This is a genomic window from Undibacterium sp. (assembly GCF_030683615.1).
GTDB lineage: Bacteria > Pseudomonadota > Gammaproteobacteria > Burkholderiales > Burkholderiaceae_D > Undibacterium > Undibacterium umbellatum.
Map to the genome: position 1 here is coordinate 37,143 of NZ_JAUXQE010000036.1, position 17,649 is coordinate 54,791.

Here is a 17,649-nt window from a genome sequence, read left to right on the forward strand (position 1 = left end):
TTCAGAGCAAGTTCAGAGTTGCAGGGCTGCTGCCAGGGTTTTCACTTCTTCTTCCGACTCTTCCAGGATGCTATTGAGTGTGCCATCGCCGACAACGAAATCAATTTCTGAAGAACACTGTTCAGACTCTTCCGCATACGAATGGATATCCATAGGTGAATGCGTAGTTGCCAGTTCATTCGCCAACAACAAGGTATCTCCAAGAGTTTCTGGCGGCATGGCACGCAAGCCGAACCACAGGGCTTCAACCGCCTCAACCACGGCTTGTGGCAGCATCAGGCTCTTGATGACGGCTGCGCCTATCTGCGATTCGGTTGATTCGCGGTCGATGATGGTATCAGTGAAAGAAGGCAAATCATCAAGGCTGGAGTCTGGTGCAGGCTCGTCACGTTCCAGCAGGGATGGAAACTCATCGACACGTGACAGCAAGTAAAAATTGCCTACTTCATGCACAATACCGGCAAACATGGCAGTGTCCGGGTCCAGCTTGGTGATGCGTCGCGCTATCACGCGCGATAGCGCTGCAACCTGGGCGGTATGCTCCCACAACTTATTGGTCATGGCCAGCAATTGCTTGTTTTTGCTGGTGCCAGCCAACTGCCGTACTACCAACGAGGCGACCACGGCACGCAGCGTGCGGAAGCCCAAGCGGCTAATGGCTGCCTTGACGTTGGTGACATCATTGCCACGGTTGTAAGCTGCCGAATTGGCAATGGCAACCATGCGGGCAGCCAGGAAGGGCTCATTCAGAACCAGCTTGCTTGCAGTTTCGATACTGCACTCAGGGTCGTCCAGGGTTTGTTGTATCTTGAGGGAAGCCGCAACATTCGTCGGGAAAATCAGTTCTCCCCGTTTGGCTTGTTCAGCTATGCTGTTGAGCGCATCGATTTTATTCATCGCTATGTCTTTTGCACACGTTAAACAAACATATGGTGGGTGCAATGAACACCCAGTCGGTCAGCAAAGGGCTTATCTTGTCTTTTGCTTAATAAGTCCAGTCCTGGGTTCTATTCATTGCCTGTTTTTGCAGAATGAATTCACATGATTTCATTCTGCTTCAGATAGTGTTGCAGGTCAATCAAGCGATAGAAAATAAATCCAAACTTGCTCAATTTGTCTTTTGGCTGTCTATCCACTTATTTACTTTAGCTTCCAATAATGCCAGGGGCAGTGTGCCATCGCTGAGTATGACATCATGGAATTGACGCAGATCAAAGCGCTTGCCCAGGATGCTACTCGCTTTTTGTCTGAGTTCAACGATTTTCAATGAGCCTATCTTGTAACCGAGGGCTTGCCCTGGCCAAGCCATATAGCGTTCCGTTGCCTGGCGGGAAACGGCTTCGCTGTAACCCAGTGTTGTCTGTTGATACTGGATAGCTTGTTCACGTGTCCAGCCCTTGGTATGCAGGCCAGTGTCAACCACCAGGCGCGTGGCGCGCAATAGTTCATCCGTCAGATGACCCAGGTAAGCAGCAGGATCATTTTCAAACAAACCCATCTCTTTACCAAGGGTTTCAGCATACAGTGCCCAGCCTTCGGTATAGGCATTATTGCCACCAAACTTGCGGAACTTGGGGATGTCCAATTCCTGTAATGTTGCCAAGTGGAAATGGTGGCCAGGCTGGCCCTCATGCAAGTACAGGGTTTTCATACCGACGGTGCTATAGTCGGCCGGATTGTTGATGACGGCCCAGAATACGCCTGGGCGCGAACCATCTATGGCAGGCTGAGTATAATGGTCAGATGCAGTCTCGCGGCTGATTTCTGGTTCTGCACGGATATCCAGTGCGGCCTTGGGCACCTTGTTAAACAGTTCAGGCAACTTGGCATTGACCATCTTTTCTATTTGTCGATAACCATCAAGCACCTCAGCTTCAGTCTTGTAGGGGCGATACTGTTTTTGTGTATCTATCCAGGCAGGCAAACCTGCCGGTTCACCGCTGTAACCCAACTTGGGGCCAAGGGCGACAAATTCACTTTGTATGCGTGCCACTTCTTTCAAGCCCAGGGCATGGATGGTTTCAGGGTCCAGACTGGTTGTGGTCTGGTCGCGTACCAGGGCACGATACCAGACATCACCCCCTGGCAAGGCGCTGAAACCACTGCTGTTGCGGCTGGCAGCAAGATAATCCTGGGTCAGGAATTGGTTAAACTGACGCAAGGCAGGCAAGACTTTCTTTGTCAGAACCTGTTTGTATTCCTTGCTCAGACGTTGCTTTTCAGCCTCACTGAAGCCATTGGGGAAATTCTTGATTGGTGCAAAATAGGCATGATCTTCGACTTTATCAGTCACCAGTTGCGCAAACTGGGGCAGGACCGAGCTGACCAATGCCTTTGGCAGGACGATGCCGCGCTTCACACCTTCCCGCATATTGCTGGTGGCCTGTCCCATCCATGTTGGCAATTGCACCAGACGACGCAGAAAGACTTCGTAGTGTTTCACCGTTTTCATGGGCTGCGCGCTCTGTCCCGAGGCAAAGTGGGCCAGGGTCACTGGCACGTTTTCCATCTGATTGATCGGTAAAAGATGATCATCAAATTTTGCCATGTCCAGATTGGCTTTGAGTTCGTAGTCCAGGCAGTCATAGGTGACAGCATCTGTTGCCGATAATTGCTCACGTTTGATACCTGCCAATTTGCTGGAAATATCCTTCCACATGGCGACTTGTTTGGCGCGTACTGCTTGCGACAAGTTCATGGGCAGCTTGTCATCATAGCGAGTGTCACCGTTATAGGTCGCCTCCAGGGGATCGTAAGCAGCCTGCTTGTCATAGTATTCATCTGCAAGCTTACTCAGTTGCTGGCTTTGTTTTAGATTTCCTTGCAGCCCCGATTGTGCAACTACAGCATGTTTGTCTTTAGCTGAGGCAGTGTCACTCGCCGCCATAACGCTGGTGCAACTAAGTACGCCAGCAGAAATCAGGACACTAGTTAAAAGGCGCAACTTGAGCATAAGACTTTCCAGAAAATGAAAAAATAAAATAGTTTGCAAGCATACCACTATGCGCGCACGAGTTTGCTATGACTCTGGACAACGTGTGGCAGTTCCCGTGCGGGCAGAAACGAGTCAAAAAAAACTGGCATATTGCCGTTTTTTTCATAAAGCTTTTTGTTCTTTTACCGTTACCTGTGTAGATCACGCATATTCCATTTGAATGTTCAAGGCTTTCGAAATGCGTGCGGATGGAACAGATATTGGGCAGACAAGCCATGCGTGATCGCGTCCTGTCACAGAAGCCGCGAGGACCGTTGTCGTGTCTTGAAAATGCAATGTTTGCTGGTATGTGTTCCAGGTTTTTGTTGGTTTAACGGCCCATGGCTGGAGCGCATCATGAAAATTGCATCGTCGGATATTTCTCTGTCATCACAACATGCAGCGACAACGACAATGGAGACGCAAGAAAGATTGCGTGCCTGGGTCGGCAATAAGCGCCCGGATTTTGAAGGCAGCAGTATCAGATTGCCAGCCAATACGAGGGACGCTTCGACGAATGTAAGAATCTCAGATGCGGGCTGGGCTGCGCAGGCCGCGCCGACAGGAACCGCTTCCGCTGCATCTGCGGCTGAGGCAGTTCAGCAAGCCAGTGATGAAGCAGAGAATGATCCCCGCATACGCCTGATCAGATATCTCGTGGAATTGATGACAGGTAAGAAAATCAATCTCTTGAGCAGTGCGGATATACAGCAGAGTGATGCGCCAGCACCAGCGGCCGCGCGGCCAGTGCCAACTGAGGCGGTAACGCCCGCCCAGGCGACCGGGCCTAAACAAGCCGGGTGGGGTGTGGAAATAGACACACATCATTCTTATACCGAAACCGAGCAAACCTCTTTTCAGGCCAGTGGAAAGATCGTGACGGCGGACAATAGAGAAATCAGTTTTGATCTGTCATTCCAGCTCAACCGTAGCTATCACGAAGAAAGCAGCACGAATATCAGGCTGGGTGATGGCAAGAAAGTTGATCCTCTGGTAATCAATTTTGATGGCCATTCTGCGCAATTAACATCGCAGAAATTTTCCTTTGATTTAAATGGCGATGGTAAAAAAGAGAACATATCTTTTGTTAAAGGTGCTGGCTTTCTTGCGTTGGACAAAAACAATGATGGCAAGATCAATAATGGCAGTGAGTTGTTTGGACCCGGCACGGGTAATGGGTTTTCTGAGCTGTCCGCCTATGATAGCGATGGCAATCACTGGATAGATGAAAACGATGCGGTCTTTGACAAATTAAAAGTTTGGACTAAGGACAGTAGCGGCAAAGATCAGTTGCAAAGCTTGAAACAAGCCAATGTGGGTGCGCTGTATCTGGGCAATGTGAGCACAGAGTTCGCTTTGAATAATACGCAAAATCAATCTGATGGACAGCTTCGTTCTTCTGGTATCTGGCTGAGTGAGGATGGCAGGGCGCATAGCTTGCAGCAGGTTGATTTGTCGGTATGATCTGCCTGCAATTTTCAAAAAAAGCACAGTCTCTTTAGGAAATTGTGCTTTTTTTTGAATATAACCAATCGTACTTGAGATTAAAACTCTTCCCAATCATCGTTGCCGCCAGCGGGTGGCTTTTCCATGCTCGACGTTTTTGCAGCCGGTTTTTGTGCGGATTTGCTTGCTATAGGTGCCTTGCTGATTTTTAAGGTGGTCGTTGTTGGCGGTTTGCTGCGGACCTTATTGACGGCAAGGGCGGGCTGAGAAGCATTTTTGCTATTGACTACACTGTCAAGCTTGAAAACGCTGACGGCCTGCGCAAGAGCGCCAGCTTGTTCTTGCATGCTCTCGGCTGCTGCCGCTGCCTGCTCAACCAGGGCTGAGTTTTGCTGTGTCATTTCATCCATTTGAGCGATGGCAAGATTGACTTGTTCTATGCCTGCACTTTGTTCCTGGCTGGCAGCGGTGATTTCACTCATGATGTCGGCTACATGCTTGATGGATGTGACGATTTCATCCATGGTCATGCCAGCATCTTCAACCAGCTTGTTTCCCTGATTGACTTTCTCAACAGAGTCATCAATCAGAGTCTTGATTTCCTTGGCAGCGCTGGCGCTGCGCTGTGCCAGGTTCCTGACTTCGGCCGCAACCACTGCAAAGCCACGGCCTTGTTCACCTGCGCGGGCGGCTTCTACCGCCGCATTCAAAGCCAGGATATTTGTCTGGAAGGCGATGCCGTCAATCACCCCGATGATGTCGACAATTTTGCCCGAGCTATCCTTGATAGAGCCCATGGTATTGACGACCTGGCTGACGATATGACCACCCTTGGTGGCAACTTCTGTGGCAGAGATCGCCAGTTGATTAGCCTGACGTGCATTGTCTGCGTTTTGTTTGACAGTAGAAGTCAATTCTTCCATCGAGGATGCGGTTTCTTCCAGTGAGCTGGCCTGGGATTCTGTCCTGCTGGACAAATCTGCATTGCCAGAAGCAATTTCGCCTGATGCAGTAGAGATCATCTCTGTACTGTTATGCACCTGACTGATGGTCATGACCAGGCTATTATTCATATCTGCCAGGGCACTAAGCAATTGCCCGGTTTCATCACGCGAGCGTACTTCTATACGGCCTGTCAAATCCCCATTGGCAACCTTGGTAGCAACTTTGACAGCCTCATCCAGTGGGCCAGTGATCGAGCGCGCTATCCAGGCACCGAAAGCGGCACTGAGAAGCAGGGCGATGATACCCAGAACGATCATCAGATTGCGCGAGAACATGATGATATTTTTGATCTCCTCGCCATTGGCATTCATGTCCGTTTTTTTTATGGTGCTGAGCTTGTCTATATCGATCAGAGATTGCTTTAATGCAGGGAAGGTGGATTTTCCCATCATGGCGACGGCTTCATCTTTTTGATCCAGCTCGATCAGATCCCCAGTCTTACTGAAAGCCGTGACAAATGCTGCATTGGATGCGGTCAGTTTTTCAACAGCCTCTTTTTCTGTTGGGGTCAAGGCAAGTCTCTTTAATGTTTCAATCAGAGCACTTATTTTTTTCTTGTTCGCATCAATAGCAGTATATTGGCCAGTGCGGGCATTCTGGTCTGGTGTAATAAACAACTCCAGAGTACGGCTGCCGTTTTCCTGTATCAGGGCAGAGATCTCCAGTGCACTGGCGACACCGACCGCATCATTTTCCAGGATTTGTTTATTGTGATCGGCAATGTCATTCAATCTCACTACGCTGATGACGACCATGAACAACATGGTTAGCAAAGTCATACCAAAGCCAAAGCTGAGACGTACCCTGATTTTAAGATTATTGAAGTTCATGGCTGCAATTCCTGTACAGATCAGATTGAGGGAGGCGGGCAACAGCGGTTCCAAGTTTTAGCATACCTAAAATCGCGCCGTTCTGCTAAGTAAATTGGTCATTGGTCGTTGTGCCTGTCAGTTTCCTGACAAATTAGATGAGCCCTTCAGGTAAAATCGTAAAATACCTGATCAATACAGAGGATTTATGAAGCTTGCAACACTCAAAGACGGTTCGCGGGATGGGCAGCTAGTAGTGGTGGCCCGTGATTTAAAGACTGCGGCCATCGCTGACGGCATAGCGCCGACCTTGCAGCGCGCGCTGGATGACTGGAATTTTATCCAGCCACAGCTAGAAGAATTATATAACCGCCTCAATGCAGGGCGTGCAGCCTATAGTTTTGATTTTGAACCAAAAAACTGCATGGCCCCATTGCCGCGTGCCTATCAGTGGGCAGATGGCTCTTCCTATGTCAATCATGTGGAGTTGGTGCGAAAGGCCAGGAATGCCGAGATGCCTGACAGTTTCTGGCATGACCCCCTGATGTATCAGGGCGGTAGCGATGACTTCATCGGCCCATGTGACGATATTGTTACGGGTTCTGAGGAGTGGGGCATCGATTTTGAAAGTGAAATTGCTGTTGTGACTGGGGACGTGCCCATGGGTGTCAAGGTGCAGCATGCAGGTGACTACATACGCCTGCTGATGCTGGTGAATGATGTGTCCCTGCGCAACCTGATCCCGGCAGAATTGGCGAAAGGCTTTGGCTTTTTTCAGTCCAAACCGGCGTCCAGTTTTTCACCAGTGGCAGTGACGCCAGACGAGCTGGGTGAGGCCTGGAAAGGTGGTAAAGTCAATCTGGCACTCCGCTCCAGTGTCAACGGCATGCTGGTCGGGCAACCCAATGCAGGTGTGGATATGGTGTTTTCCTTCCCGCAATTGATCACGCATTTGTGCAAAACCAGGAATGCGAGAGCAGGCACCATCATCGGTTCTGGCACAGTCTCGAACAAGGATGCAAGCAAAGGCTATAGCTGCATCGCTGAAAAACGCGCATTGGAAATGATCGCTGTCGGCGAGCCTGTTACTCCTTTTATGAAATATGGTGACAGCATCAAGATAGAAATGCTGGATAAAAATGGTAAATCCATCTTTGGGGCGATAGATCAGAGCGTGGCTGAACCTGACTTGTAAACATGGGTTGAAATCAATCCAATATCCTGAAAAACCTGTTCTGGAGCACAGCATGTCTTTGATCTTTTCTTATTCCTTGCGTACTGCTGTTGTCACCGCTTTGAGCCTGAGTAGCCTGGCAGCGCAGGCGCAAATACGGGTGGGCATTAATCTGTCAACGACGGGTCCGGCAGCAGCTATCGGTGCTTCATCCAAAAATGCCATCATGCTGTGGCCGAAAGAGATTGGCGGCAAGAAAGTGGAGTACATCCTGCTGGATGACGCTAGCGATCCCGGCATTGCAGTAAAGAATGCGCGCAAGCTCATCACAGAAGAAAAGGTTGATGTCATCGTTGGCCCAAATACGACGCCCAGTGCATTGGCAATGCTGGAAACAGTGGCAGAAAACGAAACGCCCATGATTACCCTGGCAGCATCGGCCAGTATCGTTGAACCCATGGATGCCAAGCGTGCCTGGGCTTTCAAGATGCCACAGAATGATACTCACATGACTACCATATTGACGCAACATATGGCTGACCATGGCGTAAAGACGGTAGCCTTCATCGGTTTTGCTGACGCGTATGGTGAAGGCTGGTGGCGTGAATTTTCCAAACTGGCTGAGCTGCGGCATATCAAGGTCGTGGCCAATGAACGTTTCGCCCGTACCGATACCAGCGTTACAGGGCAGGTTTTGAAGATGATGGCAGCCAAGCCGGATGCGGTGCTCATTGCTGGTTCAGGCACGCCTGCAGTCTTGCCGCAAAAGACCCTGATAGAGCGTGGTTACAAGTCACAGATTTACCAGACTCATGGTATCGCCAGTCTTGAGTTTTTAAAGCTGGGCGGCAAGGATGTCGAGGGTACTTTATTCCCTACCGGACCAGCCGTGGTGGCTTGGCAATTGCCTGAAAAACATGTGGTGAAAAAAGTCTCTACTGATTTTGTGCGGCAATATGAGGCCGCCTATGGTGCTGGCAGCGCAACGCAGTTTGCTGGCGATGCCTGGGGTGCATACATATTACTGGCGAATGCAATTCCCCTTGCCTTGAAAACTGCACAGCCGGGCAGCAAGGCATTTCGACTCGCCTTGCGCACTGCGCTGGAAAAAACCAAAGACCTGGTCGTGCCTCAGGGGGTGATCAATATGAGTGCGACTGACCATGTAGGACTGGACCAGCGCTCGCGTGTCATGGGCAAGATCCAGGGCGGGAAATTTGTCTATGCGTATGGTGGTTGAAACCTGTTTCCAGCTTTAAGAAATAAGAAGGACGCGCTCACTTCGGAAGAAATGAGCCAGCTTTTCTATTGTCTGCCTAGCTGGAAAAAGACATTTCTGGCACCACCCTGACCAAGGGCAAAGCCCAGGTATATAGGGCCCATAAAACTATTGAAGCCAGCAAACAGACTGGCGCTTTTGCGTAACGACTGCAAGGAAATATCTCCACTCTTGTTCCAGACATTGCCTGCCTCCAGCGATGTGCCCAAGAACAGGCTTTGCCCAGCCAGGTCAAACTTCACGGCACGCAGCAAATATGTCACGCTGCCGTAGAGCATATAGTTGCCAGTGAACTGGTCTGGCTGATAGGCTGACAATTGCTGGAAGCCACCCAGCGTTGATCCGACACCACGTATTTCGGTGTCTGTCTGTAGTAGCCCAGCCGCATTCAGTTTCAGGTTGATGCTGTGATTATTGAAGCTATTCGCCCAGGTTGTATTGACAGCGACTTCCTGGTAATTTTTGCGTGCGCGATTGGTTCCCAGAAAAGCGTTGGCATCGAATTTATAGCCATAACGAGGGAAGCTGGTATCGCTAAGCTGGTCAATTACGATTGCCGTCTTGACGCCGAATTGCTGCAGGTCAGCGCTGGGCAAGGAATCAGCAACCACACTACCATCTCCATTGGCATACAATAGTCCGCCAATCTTGGGGCGTACACGATAGTGGTTGAAATTCAAACCTACCTTGGCTTCGCCTAGTATGCTTTGTTCGCCCAGGCGAAAACCTACATCCAGGCCCAGTTTGTCACTGCGGACATTGTATTCGGCAATGCGGGTATCGCCATTATATAAGTTTCGGTTGTTTTGCCCGACTTGTGCAAATGGTGCAAGGTACATACCTTCGCGTTCAAACAAGGGCTGTCGTAATTCTGTATGGAACTTGATGCTGTTGCCAAATTCAAGATCGTTGCGCCACTCAAGTCCGCCCTCAGTCAACCAGGGGCGTCTATGTCCAACCTGTAGCTTGAAGCCGCCCGTGCCTGCAAATCCGCTTGAAAGTGCCAGACCAAAGCGCAGGAAGTGCGGGCCCCAGTTACGGCCATAGGCATTCACGCGTATGCCGTACTCGCCATCGCGCTCCACCAGTTCATGATTGACACTGTCAAATTCACGGGCATTGTTGAGTATGGCCAGCTTACGGTTGATGTCTTCAGCCTTGTATTCAAGGCCTGTGCGTATATCCAATTGACGCCGGATATCGCTCTCAGGAACTGCGCCATTGGTAGCCACATCGACAAATTGTATTTTGATTGGCGGTAGTTGTGGGTTCAGGCGTATCTCATGTCTGATGGCATAGATTTCTGCTGGCAGGCTATAGGCTGCCAGCTTGGCATCCATGGAGCGGGTGGCTTTTTCACCGATCAGCACAGCTTCTTTTGACCTGGCGAAATCCATGAAACTGATATTGCCCATGCTGGGTTCTATCAGCAAATCATTCGGACCAAGCAAAGCCTTTTGCGCTTCCACATTTTGCTCGGTCAGGATATTAACCATTTGCTGGCTGACATTGAACAAGGTCAGTAACTGATCGCGAGGCATCAGAGGTGTGCCTATATTCACGGCGATCACTACATCAGCGCCCATTTTTTTTGCAATATCCACGGGCAAGTTTCTGACCAGGCCGCCATCTGATAATAATTTGCCATCTATCTCAATAGGGGCAAATACTCCTGGTGCTGCCATGCTGGCCCGTATGGCTTTATGCAGATGCCCCTTGGTAAAGACGACCATTTTACCGGTTTCCATATCGGTCGCCAGAGTGCGGAAGGGGATGGGCAGGCTGTCAAATTCTATGTCCGGCTGTAGATGGGCAGTCCAGTTCTGTAATATTTCAAGAAACTGGCTGGCCTGGACGACGCCTGCGGGTAATCTTACACCGTTGGAACTCAGGCCCAGGGTAGCTCCCAAAGGATATTGCTCGTCCTCTTCTCTGACGCTTTGCGGCAGGAAACGTCGCTCTACTCTGTCGAGGGCGATGTCATTGAGTTTCAGAGTATCCAGCCTGGCTTCGATTTCGCTGGCCGAGAAACCTGCTGCATACAGGCCTCCTACTACCGCACCCATGCTGGTGCCGGCAATGCAGTCTATTGGGATGCGTAGTTCTTCCAGCACCTTAAGTACGCCCAAGTGGGCAAAGCCACGTGCGCCGCCGCCCGACAATGCAAGGCAAATTTTGGGCTGCTTTACATGTGTTGCTTGCACGGTAATGCTCTCTGCATACGAGAGGGTAGGGGTCAGCAAACAACTGACAAGACTAAAAACTAGCAGTAAAAGTGATTTAAGCATGTGGTAATTGGTGGAAACATGGAATTCTTGGTTCAGGGTCTATATACTAGCGTATGCATATCAAACGATGCTAACCTAGGTCTAATTGCATAAGAGATTATCCTCGCTATTACAAAAACTACCCATGAACCTACATCAATTGCGCTTTGTACGCGAAGCTGTAAGACAGAATTTTAATCTGACTGAGGCTGCCAAGGCCTTATTTACGTCGCAGCCCGGTGTTTCCAAGGCAATTATTGAACTTGAAGAAGAGTTGGGCGTCGATATTTTTACCCGTCATGGCAAGCGCATACGTGGTCTCACCGAGCCGGGCAGGGCAGTGTTGAAGTCAGTTGAACTCATCATGCAAGAAATTGACGGACTTAAACGCATAGGCAAGGAATTTGCAGCTCAGGACAGTGGCAGCTTTACCATTGCCACCACCCATACCCAAGCGCGCTATGCCTTGCCCAAGGTCGTGCAGGCCTTCATGCAAAAGTATCCCAAGGTAAGGTTGTCACTGTTGCAGGGCAATCCCAAGCAAATTGCCGAAATGGTCATGCGTGACCAGGCTGATATTGCCATTGCAACGGAAGCCATCGCTGGCTTTGATGGTCTGATTTCCTTGCCATGCTACCAATGGGAGCATGTCGTCGTTGTTCCGGTCGAGCATCCCTTGCTGAAGTTAAAGAATATCAGCCTGGAAGAAATTGCCAATTATTCATTGATTACCTATGATGCTGCCTTTGCTGGCCGCAGCAAGATAGATCATGCCTTCCAGATCCGGAATCTGAAACCAGATATCTTGCTGGAAGCCATTGATGCCGACGTCATCAAGACTTATGTGGAGCTAGGCATGGGCGTTGGTATTATTGCAGGTATGGCCTTTGATGCCGAACGCGACAAGAATTTACGTGCCATACCGGTTGGTCATTTGTTTGGCATGAACATTTCACGGGTAGCGATCAAGCAGGGTGCTTACCTGCGCAGTTATATTTATACTTTTATAGAATTACTGAATCCTACCCTGAACCGTAAAATGATAGACAATGTCATGCAGGGCAATAAGGATACCTACGATTTATGAGCATGCAGGCACTGAGTGCCTGGCCTGCAGAGCATCGCAGGCAAGTGCGCGGCATATTGACGGATATTGACGATACCTTCAGTAGCCACGGCAAGCTGACAGTAGCAGCTCTGGCCGCACTTGACCGGGCAAAAACTGCGGGTTTGCGGCGAATAGCCGTGACAGGGCGGCCAACTTACTGGACCTTGCCTTTGTTACGCTTATGTGATTTTGATGCTGTCATTGCTGAGAATGGTGCAAGTGCGTTTTGGCTGGGTGGGGATGGCAGGCAGCAGTCCATGTTCTATGCTGATGCCCAAACCCGTCAGCAACACAGACAACGTTTGCTGGACTTTGTCGACATCATGCAAAGGCATTTTCCGAATGTATTGCCAGCTGCCGATGCCTCGCAACGTATAGGTGATCTGGCTTTTGATATAGCGGAAAATATTCCTGCGATACCGCTGTCACAATTGAATGAGGTCGTGGCCCTGATCCATGAACATGGTTTGCATGCCACCACCAGTAGCATCCATGCCCATGCCTCGGTTGCGCCCTTCAGCAAGCAAAGCATGAGCCAGCGGGTGCTGCATGAAGTATTTGGCGTCAGCGATGATGTCGCAAAAACGACTTATGTATTTATTGGTGATTCTGCCAATGATGCCAGTATGTTTGCCCATTACCCGCTTTCAGTTGGGGTGGCAAATATCTACAAATATCTGGACAGATTTGAAGCCCATCCGGCTTATGTTTGTCAGGCCCAATACGGCGAGGGATTTGTTGAGCTGGTTGATTTTCTGTTGAAAGATAAAAATGAGTGAAAATAAAATGCGCGAATACTATGCGCAACGTGCACAGACCCTGGAAAAGGTTTACCAAAAACCCGAGCGTCAGCAAGACTTGCGCGAAATTCAGGGCAAAGTCCTCGATGTATTGAAAGACCAGCGCGTGCTGGAAGTGGCTTGCGGTACAGGCTACTGGACTGAGCGTTTTGCCCCTGTGGCAGCAAGCGTCGTGGCAACTGATTATAACCAGCCCATGCTGGACGTGGCTCAGGCTAAGTCTTACCCTGAAGGTAAAGTGCAATTTGCCCTGGCTGACTTGCATGACTTGCCCGCAGCCACGGCAGACCAATACACAACTTGCTTTGCCGGTTTTTTCTGGTCACATGTCATGCGTGATGATCAAACCAGTTTGCTAGGCCACCTGAGCAAGGTGACGGGTAAAGGCACTACCCTGGTCCTGATCGACAATAATTATGTAGAAGGCAGTAGCACGGTAGTCGCCCGCACTGACCTCGAAGGCAATACCTTCCAGTTACGCAAGCAGGAAGATGGCAGCAGGGTAGAGATACTCAAGAATTTCCCTACTGATAGTGCACTGCGCAAGAAATTTGGCCCTGCCGTGCGCGATATCCGTATTTTCAGAAATACTTACTACTGGATGCTGACTTGTATCTTGAAATGAGTTCTAGTATTGTCCCTCGAAAGCCTGCCGTGATACATTGCAAGTCGTTTATATTTTTTCTGGAGTAATTCATGGATCTGCAAGCTTGCACAGAAGCGATACGCGCTAAAGTTGGTGATGATAGTGGTTTGAATGCCACCCTGAAGTTTGATTGCGGTGATGAAGGCGTGGTATTTGTTGATGCGCTGGTGACACCAAATACAGTCAGTAATGAAAACAACGAAGCTGGCTGCACCATCACAATTTCTCTGGAAAACCTGGCAGCCTTGCTGACTGGTCAATTGAATCCTATGAATGGTTTCATGATGGGCAAACTTAAGGTAACAGGCGACATGAGCGTTGCCATGCGCTTGCAGACGGTGGTGTAAGTCTGGTCTGAAAGGCCAACTTAAATAGAGCGGCATTTCCTTTTGTGAGGAAATGCCGTTTTTATCTGGGGCTTGCTATATCGTTTCCCTCACACCAGCGACATCGCACTCAATGCCAGTGCCGAAGTACCGTCTGGATACAGGGCATCATAGCAGCGTGTGCAACTGCTGCAAAACAGGTGGGAGCGCTTGACGAATTTATAGCGCAGTATCAGTTGTAATTGCACGCTGCTGCAGTGGGGGCAATGCTCACGCATATTACCTGCCGACGGCGCATCTTCGGATTGAAAACCTCCTTCTAACATTACTCCTTCTATGACGTCGCGGGGATCAAGCTGCATCAGGATAAAATCTGGTGCGCGGGCATTACGCCTTTCTGAATAACTATCTTGCTGTTGGGAAAGTAGATGTGCACTGGCTGTCATCATGTTTAGCTCCTGGAGTGACTTCTGCCGCTGCTGACAGTCAACAGGAGGGCAGGCTTTCAATCTAGTAAAATTCAGACATGAAGACAAGGACGATAGCGAGAAAAAATGAGTAAGCAGGATGCATTAGCCAATACAATATGGACGCTGACTGTGCAGCCGCATGGCTGGGCCTGCGAAACTGTGGCCGAACTCAGCTTGCTGGAGGCCGCCTTGCTGGAAGGTATACGCATCCCCAATTCATGTCGCAATGGCACCTGCCGCACTTGCATATGCAAGATGCTGGCAGGGAAAATTAATTACAAGATAGACTGGCCCGGCCTGAGCCTGGAAGAAAAGCAGGAGGGCTGGATACTGCCTTGTGTAGCCCAGGCCCGCTCGGATGTGGTGCTGGACGTGCCAGCAGCAACGACCGTGTTTAATAAGGAAATTTAGTCAGCCGCATTACTGCACTGCATGAGTTGCCCATCCTTGCGATTCCAGCAGGCAGTGCTGGCTTCAGGCACAGGGTGTGGCACGCCATCATCATCTATCTTGGCCAAACGGGTATCCCAGGCTTTCACGCCTTTCTTGTCCAGTTGCAGGCGTATCACCCAGCCACGGGTTTGCGGTTCATTGTCGAGTTCATCCATGACGAAATTACCCAGGCTGTAAATGATAGGTTTTCCCTTGTAATGTTCTACATCCTGTATCACATGGGGATGGCCGCCTATGATGGCATCGGCACCCGCGTCGATCATGACTTTGGCTAACTGACGCTGTCTGTCGACTGCCAGTTTGTCATTCTCCCAGCCCCAGTGCATATACGGGATGACCAGGTCTGCGTGGTATTGCTGGCGTGCCTTGCGTATATCCAGTACCACTTGTTCATCTTCACTCCAGGCCACACCAGCGGCCTGTGCTTCTGCTTCAAAACTGCGCGGCATGTATTCGTTATAGCCCAGAAGGGCGATGCGCAAACCCTTCTTTTCAATGATCAGTGGCGTATGCGCTTCACGCAGATTATAGCCACCACCAAAGCGTTTGATGTGCTGCTGATCCAGTAAGCCCAGCATTTCCTGGAAAGCTGCACGTCCAAAATCACCAGAATGATTATTCGCTATTGATACTGCATCTACATGTTGCTTCAGCGTAGCTAATGTCCGAGGATGGGCGCGGAAAGTAAAATTCTTGTCGGCAGCGTCACCCGTCGTGGCGACGACGCATTCCAGGTTGACGACGCGGATGTCGGCGTTCTTGAATAACTTGGCAAAGGCGAAAAACGGATCTTTACCCTCAGCGATCATTTTTCCTGGCTTGCCATCCAACACCACATCGCCGGCAAAGAGTATGCTGACGCTATTGTCTTGTGCCAGTGCTGAACCTGCAGCCATGATAGACAAGGTGCTGGCTGCAATTATATGACTCAGAGTTTGTTTAAAGGATTTCATTGCTTCACCTCTTGCAGTGTGCAGCGATACTGCAATTCACGCTCGACATCGCCAGCATAGACAGAATTTTGCGGCGTTAACCGAGTTTCTTTGGCCGTCACTTTGAAGGGTGGGTGGTAGGTCGCCTGATGGACAGGTATGTCGCCGCGACGTGTCTGGAAATAGGCGTATAGTTTGACATAGTCTATCTGTTGCACCTTGCCTACCATGACCGCCTTGAAAGTGAAGCGCTCACCGATGTCCGTCGCCTTTACATCATAGGGGTCTTGCACCATCTGACTTTCTATCGTTTGCATGCTGCCAGCATAGCTGACATAACAGCGCAACACGGGTTTTGCATGGCTGGCTGCGCTCAGGCAGCTTGCCATCAAAAAAACACCACCAACTAATTGCGATACACGATACTTTTTCTTCGTCACTGCGAGTGCCTGCATAGGTTCACCGATGTTCGTTTATACGAGCAGCGATTATCACAGTATTTGGGGATGCAGGGAAGTCAGAGTTTTAGCTTCGATCTTGTAACAGGATAAATGTTCAGGAACTTCACAGCGCCAGCCCAGTTCACGCTCTATTTTCTTGCGCAGATGGTCAGCCGCCGCAGGCTCACCATGTGTGATAAAAGTGCGCAGTGGTGCTTGCTTCAGATGTTTGAGCCAGCCCAATAATTCTAGGTAGTCTGCATGGGCCGACAAGCCATCAATTTGTACAACTTTGGCGCGTATCCTGACATCCTGGCCATGTATGCGTACCGTGTTTGCGCCATTAACCATCGATTCGCCGCGAGTTCCACCAGCCTGATGACCACAAAAGACGATGGTATTTCTGTCGTCAGATGCCATGTATTTCATGTGATGTAGCACCCGGCCACCTGTTGCCATGCCGCTGGCGGAGATGATAACCTTGGGCCAGCGTTCATTATTGAGGCGCTGCGATTCTTCTGGCGTTTTGACATAGGTGGTCATGGCCACCATACCTGCGACATCCTCAGCAGAGAGTTTCAAAGAATCGGCATAGTGACTATAGATGCCCGTCGCACTTTCAGACATGGGACTGTCCATATAAATGGGGAAATCATGTATCTGCTTATTCTTGCGCAACTGATACAACAAATACAGCAAGGTTTGCGCGCGCCCAACAGCAAAGGAGGGTATCAGTACTGAGCCACCGTGTTGCACAGTACTGTTGATGACATCACGCAAATCACTTTCTGGAACGTTCGTGCTATGTAGTCGATCACCGTAAGTTGATTCAACGATCAGGTAGTCAGTTTTTTCCGGGAATTCCGGTGCCTTCATGATGTAGTCACGCGGCCGCCCTACATCGCCAGAAAATAACAGGCTGGTCTGCTCCATTTTCAAAGAGATACTGCAAGACCCAAGGATATGCCCATTTGGTATCCACTTTGCCTGCACATCATCGGCAATCGTAATGCTGGTGTGTTCATCTACGTAATGAAAGTGCTTGAGTGCCTTCTCGACATCTTTGCTGTCATACAAAGGCAGGGCTTGCTGATGCTTGGACAGATGGTGTCGATTAAGGTAGGCCGCTTCTTCTTCAAAAAGATGCGCAGAATCGCGCAGCAATAATTTACATAGCGCGAAAGTGGCTTTGCTGCAGTAAATCTTGCCCTTGAACCCGAGTTTTACCATCAGTGGCAGGTAGCCAGAATGATCAAGATGGGCATGGGTCAACAAAATGGCATCGACTTTTGCTGGGTCAAAGGGCGGCTCTTCCCAATTGCGCAAACGCAATTGTTTGTAGCCCTGAAACAGACCACAATCCACCATAATTCTGCTTTGATCAGAAATCAGTAGATAACGTGATCCGGTTACTGTGCCAGCGGCACCCAAGAAATGCAGTTTGATCAAAATACACCTCCAGTCAGGGGTAGTGTTTTCAACTTACCCTGTCGTCAGGCAAGTCCAAAGAACTCAAACAC

Annotated in this window: 16 protein-coding genes; 8 read left to right on the forward strand and 8 right to left on the reverse strand. The window is 49.8% G+C overall.

What is annotated here, in order from left to right:
- Positions 1–12: 12 nt before the first annotated feature.
- Positions 13–897: an HDOD domain-containing protein gene (locus Q8K39_RS18570; RefSeq protein WP_186951950.1), complete on the reverse strand. Its 885-nt coding sequence runs from the start codon at positions 895–897 to the stop codon at positions 13–15.
- A 211-nt stretch (positions 898–1,108) separates the two neighbouring features.
- Positions 1,109–2,953, reverse strand: a complete 1,845-nt coding sequence (locus tag Q8K39_RS18575; RefSeq protein WP_305262564.1) for a DUF885 family protein — start codon at positions 2,951–2,953, stop codon at positions 1,109–1,111.
- Positions 2,954–3,331: 378 nt separating this feature from the next.
- On the opposite strand from Q8K39_RS18575, the gene Q8K39_RS18580 reads away from it, so the two are divergent.
- Positions 3,332–4,438, forward strand: coding sequence for a hypothetical protein (locus Q8K39_RS18580; RefSeq protein ID WP_305262566.1), 1,107 nt, complete (start codon positions 3,332–3,334; stop codon positions 4,436–4,438).
- Positions 4,439–4,518: 80 nt separating this feature from the next.
- Here the strand turns inward: Q8K39_RS18580 and Q8K39_RS18585 are convergent, their stop codons facing one another.
- Positions 4,519–6,255, reverse strand: a complete 1,737-nt coding sequence (locus Q8K39_RS18585; RefSeq protein WP_305262568.1) for a methyl-accepting chemotaxis protein — start codon at positions 6,253–6,255, stop codon at positions 4,519–4,521.
- 187 nt (positions 6,256–6,442) lie between these two features.
- Between Q8K39_RS18585 and Q8K39_RS18590 the strand changes: the two genes are divergently transcribed.
- Both Q8K39_RS18590 and Q8K39_RS18595 read left to right on the forward strand, forming a co-directional pair.
- Entirely contained in the window at positions 6,443–7,429 is a 987-nt protein-coding gene (locus Q8K39_RS18590; RefSeq protein WP_186951946.1) for a fumarylacetoacetate hydrolase family protein, read from the forward strand.
- A 52-nt stretch (positions 7,430–7,481) separates the two neighbouring features.
- Positions 7,482–8,648, forward strand: coding sequence for an ABC transporter substrate-binding protein (locus Q8K39_RS18595; protein ID WP_305262571.1), 1,167 nt, complete (start codon positions 7,482–7,484; stop codon positions 8,646–8,648).
- Positions 8,649–8,713: 65 nt separating this feature from the next.
- On the opposite strand, the gene Q8K39_RS18600 is transcribed toward Q8K39_RS18595, so the two are convergent.
- Positions 8,714–10,891, reverse strand: coding sequence for a patatin-like phospholipase family protein (locus Q8K39_RS18600; protein WP_305262573.1), 2,178 nt, complete (start codon positions 10,889–10,891; stop codon positions 8,714–8,716).
- A 208-nt stretch (positions 10,892–11,099) separates the two neighbouring features.
- On the opposite strand from Q8K39_RS18600, the gene Q8K39_RS18605 reads away from it, so the two are divergent.
- From Q8K39_RS18605 to Q8K39_RS18620, 4 genes are all read left to right on the forward strand, one after another.
- The gene (locus tag Q8K39_RS18605; RefSeq protein ID WP_305262576.1) at positions 11,100–12,041 is read left to right on the forward strand and encodes a CysB family HTH-type transcriptional regulator; all 942 of its coding nucleotides are present in this window, start codon (positions 11,100–11,102) and stop codon (positions 12,039–12,041) included.
- Entirely contained in the window at positions 12,038–12,841 is an 804-nt protein-coding gene (locus Q8K39_RS18610; RefSeq protein ID WP_305262578.1) for an HAD-IIB family hydrolase, read from the forward strand. Before Q8K39_RS18605 ends, Q8K39_RS18610 begins: the two co-directional genes overlap by 4 nt.
- Positions 12,834–13,487, forward strand: coding sequence for a class I SAM-dependent methyltransferase (locus tag Q8K39_RS18615; RefSeq protein ID WP_305262580.1), 654 nt, complete (start codon positions 12,834–12,836; stop codon positions 13,485–13,487). The genes Q8K39_RS18610 and Q8K39_RS18615 overlap by 8 nt, the downstream gene beginning before the upstream one ends.
- Positions 13,488–13,558: 71 nt before the next feature.
- The gene (locus Q8K39_RS18620; RefSeq protein ID WP_186951940.1) at positions 13,559–13,855 is read left to right on the forward strand and encodes an SCP2 sterol-binding domain-containing protein; all 297 of its coding nucleotides are present in this window, start codon (positions 13,559–13,561) and stop codon (positions 13,853–13,855) included.
- 89 nt (positions 13,856–13,944) lie between these two features.
- Here the strand turns inward: Q8K39_RS18620 and Q8K39_RS18625 are convergent, their stop codons facing one another.
- Positions 13,945–14,283 carry a hypothetical protein gene (locus Q8K39_RS18625; protein ID WP_305262582.1) on the reverse strand — a complete coding sequence of 113 codons (339 nt, stop codon included), beginning with the start codon at positions 14,281–14,283 and terminating at the stop codon, positions 13,945–13,947.
- A gap of 105 nt (positions 14,284–14,388) precedes the next feature.
- On the opposite strand from Q8K39_RS18625, the gene Q8K39_RS18630 reads away from it, so the two are divergent.
- Positions 14,389–14,715 carry a 2Fe-2S iron-sulfur cluster binding domain-containing protein gene (locus Q8K39_RS18630; protein ID WP_305262584.1) on the forward strand — a complete coding sequence of 109 codons (327 nt, stop codon included), beginning with the start codon at positions 14,389–14,391 and terminating at the stop codon, positions 14,713–14,715.
- On the opposite strand, the gene Q8K39_RS18635 is transcribed toward Q8K39_RS18630, so the two are convergent.
- Genes Q8K39_RS18635 through Q8K39_RS18645 form a run of 3 tightly spaced genes read right to left on the reverse strand, consistent with a single transcriptional unit; the run spans position 14,712 to position 17,575 of the window.
- Positions 14,712–15,710, reverse strand: coding sequence for a CapA family protein (locus tag Q8K39_RS18635; protein ID WP_305262586.1), 999 nt, complete (start codon positions 15,708–15,710; stop codon positions 14,712–14,714). The two genes, Q8K39_RS18630 and Q8K39_RS18635, sit on opposite strands and share 4 nt — an antisense overlap.
- Positions 15,707–16,144, reverse strand: coding sequence for a hypothetical protein (locus Q8K39_RS18640; RefSeq protein WP_305262589.1), 438 nt, complete (start codon positions 16,142–16,144; stop codon positions 15,707–15,709). The genes Q8K39_RS18635 and Q8K39_RS18640 overlap by 4 nt, the downstream gene beginning before the upstream one ends.
- 36 nt (positions 16,145–16,180) lie before the next feature.
- Positions 16,181–17,575: an MBL fold metallo-hydrolase RNA specificity domain-containing protein gene (locus Q8K39_RS18645; RefSeq protein ID WP_305262802.1), complete on the reverse strand. Its 1,395-nt coding sequence runs from the start codon at positions 17,573–17,575 to the stop codon at positions 16,181–16,183.
- Positions 17,576–17,649: the final 74 nt, after the last annotated feature.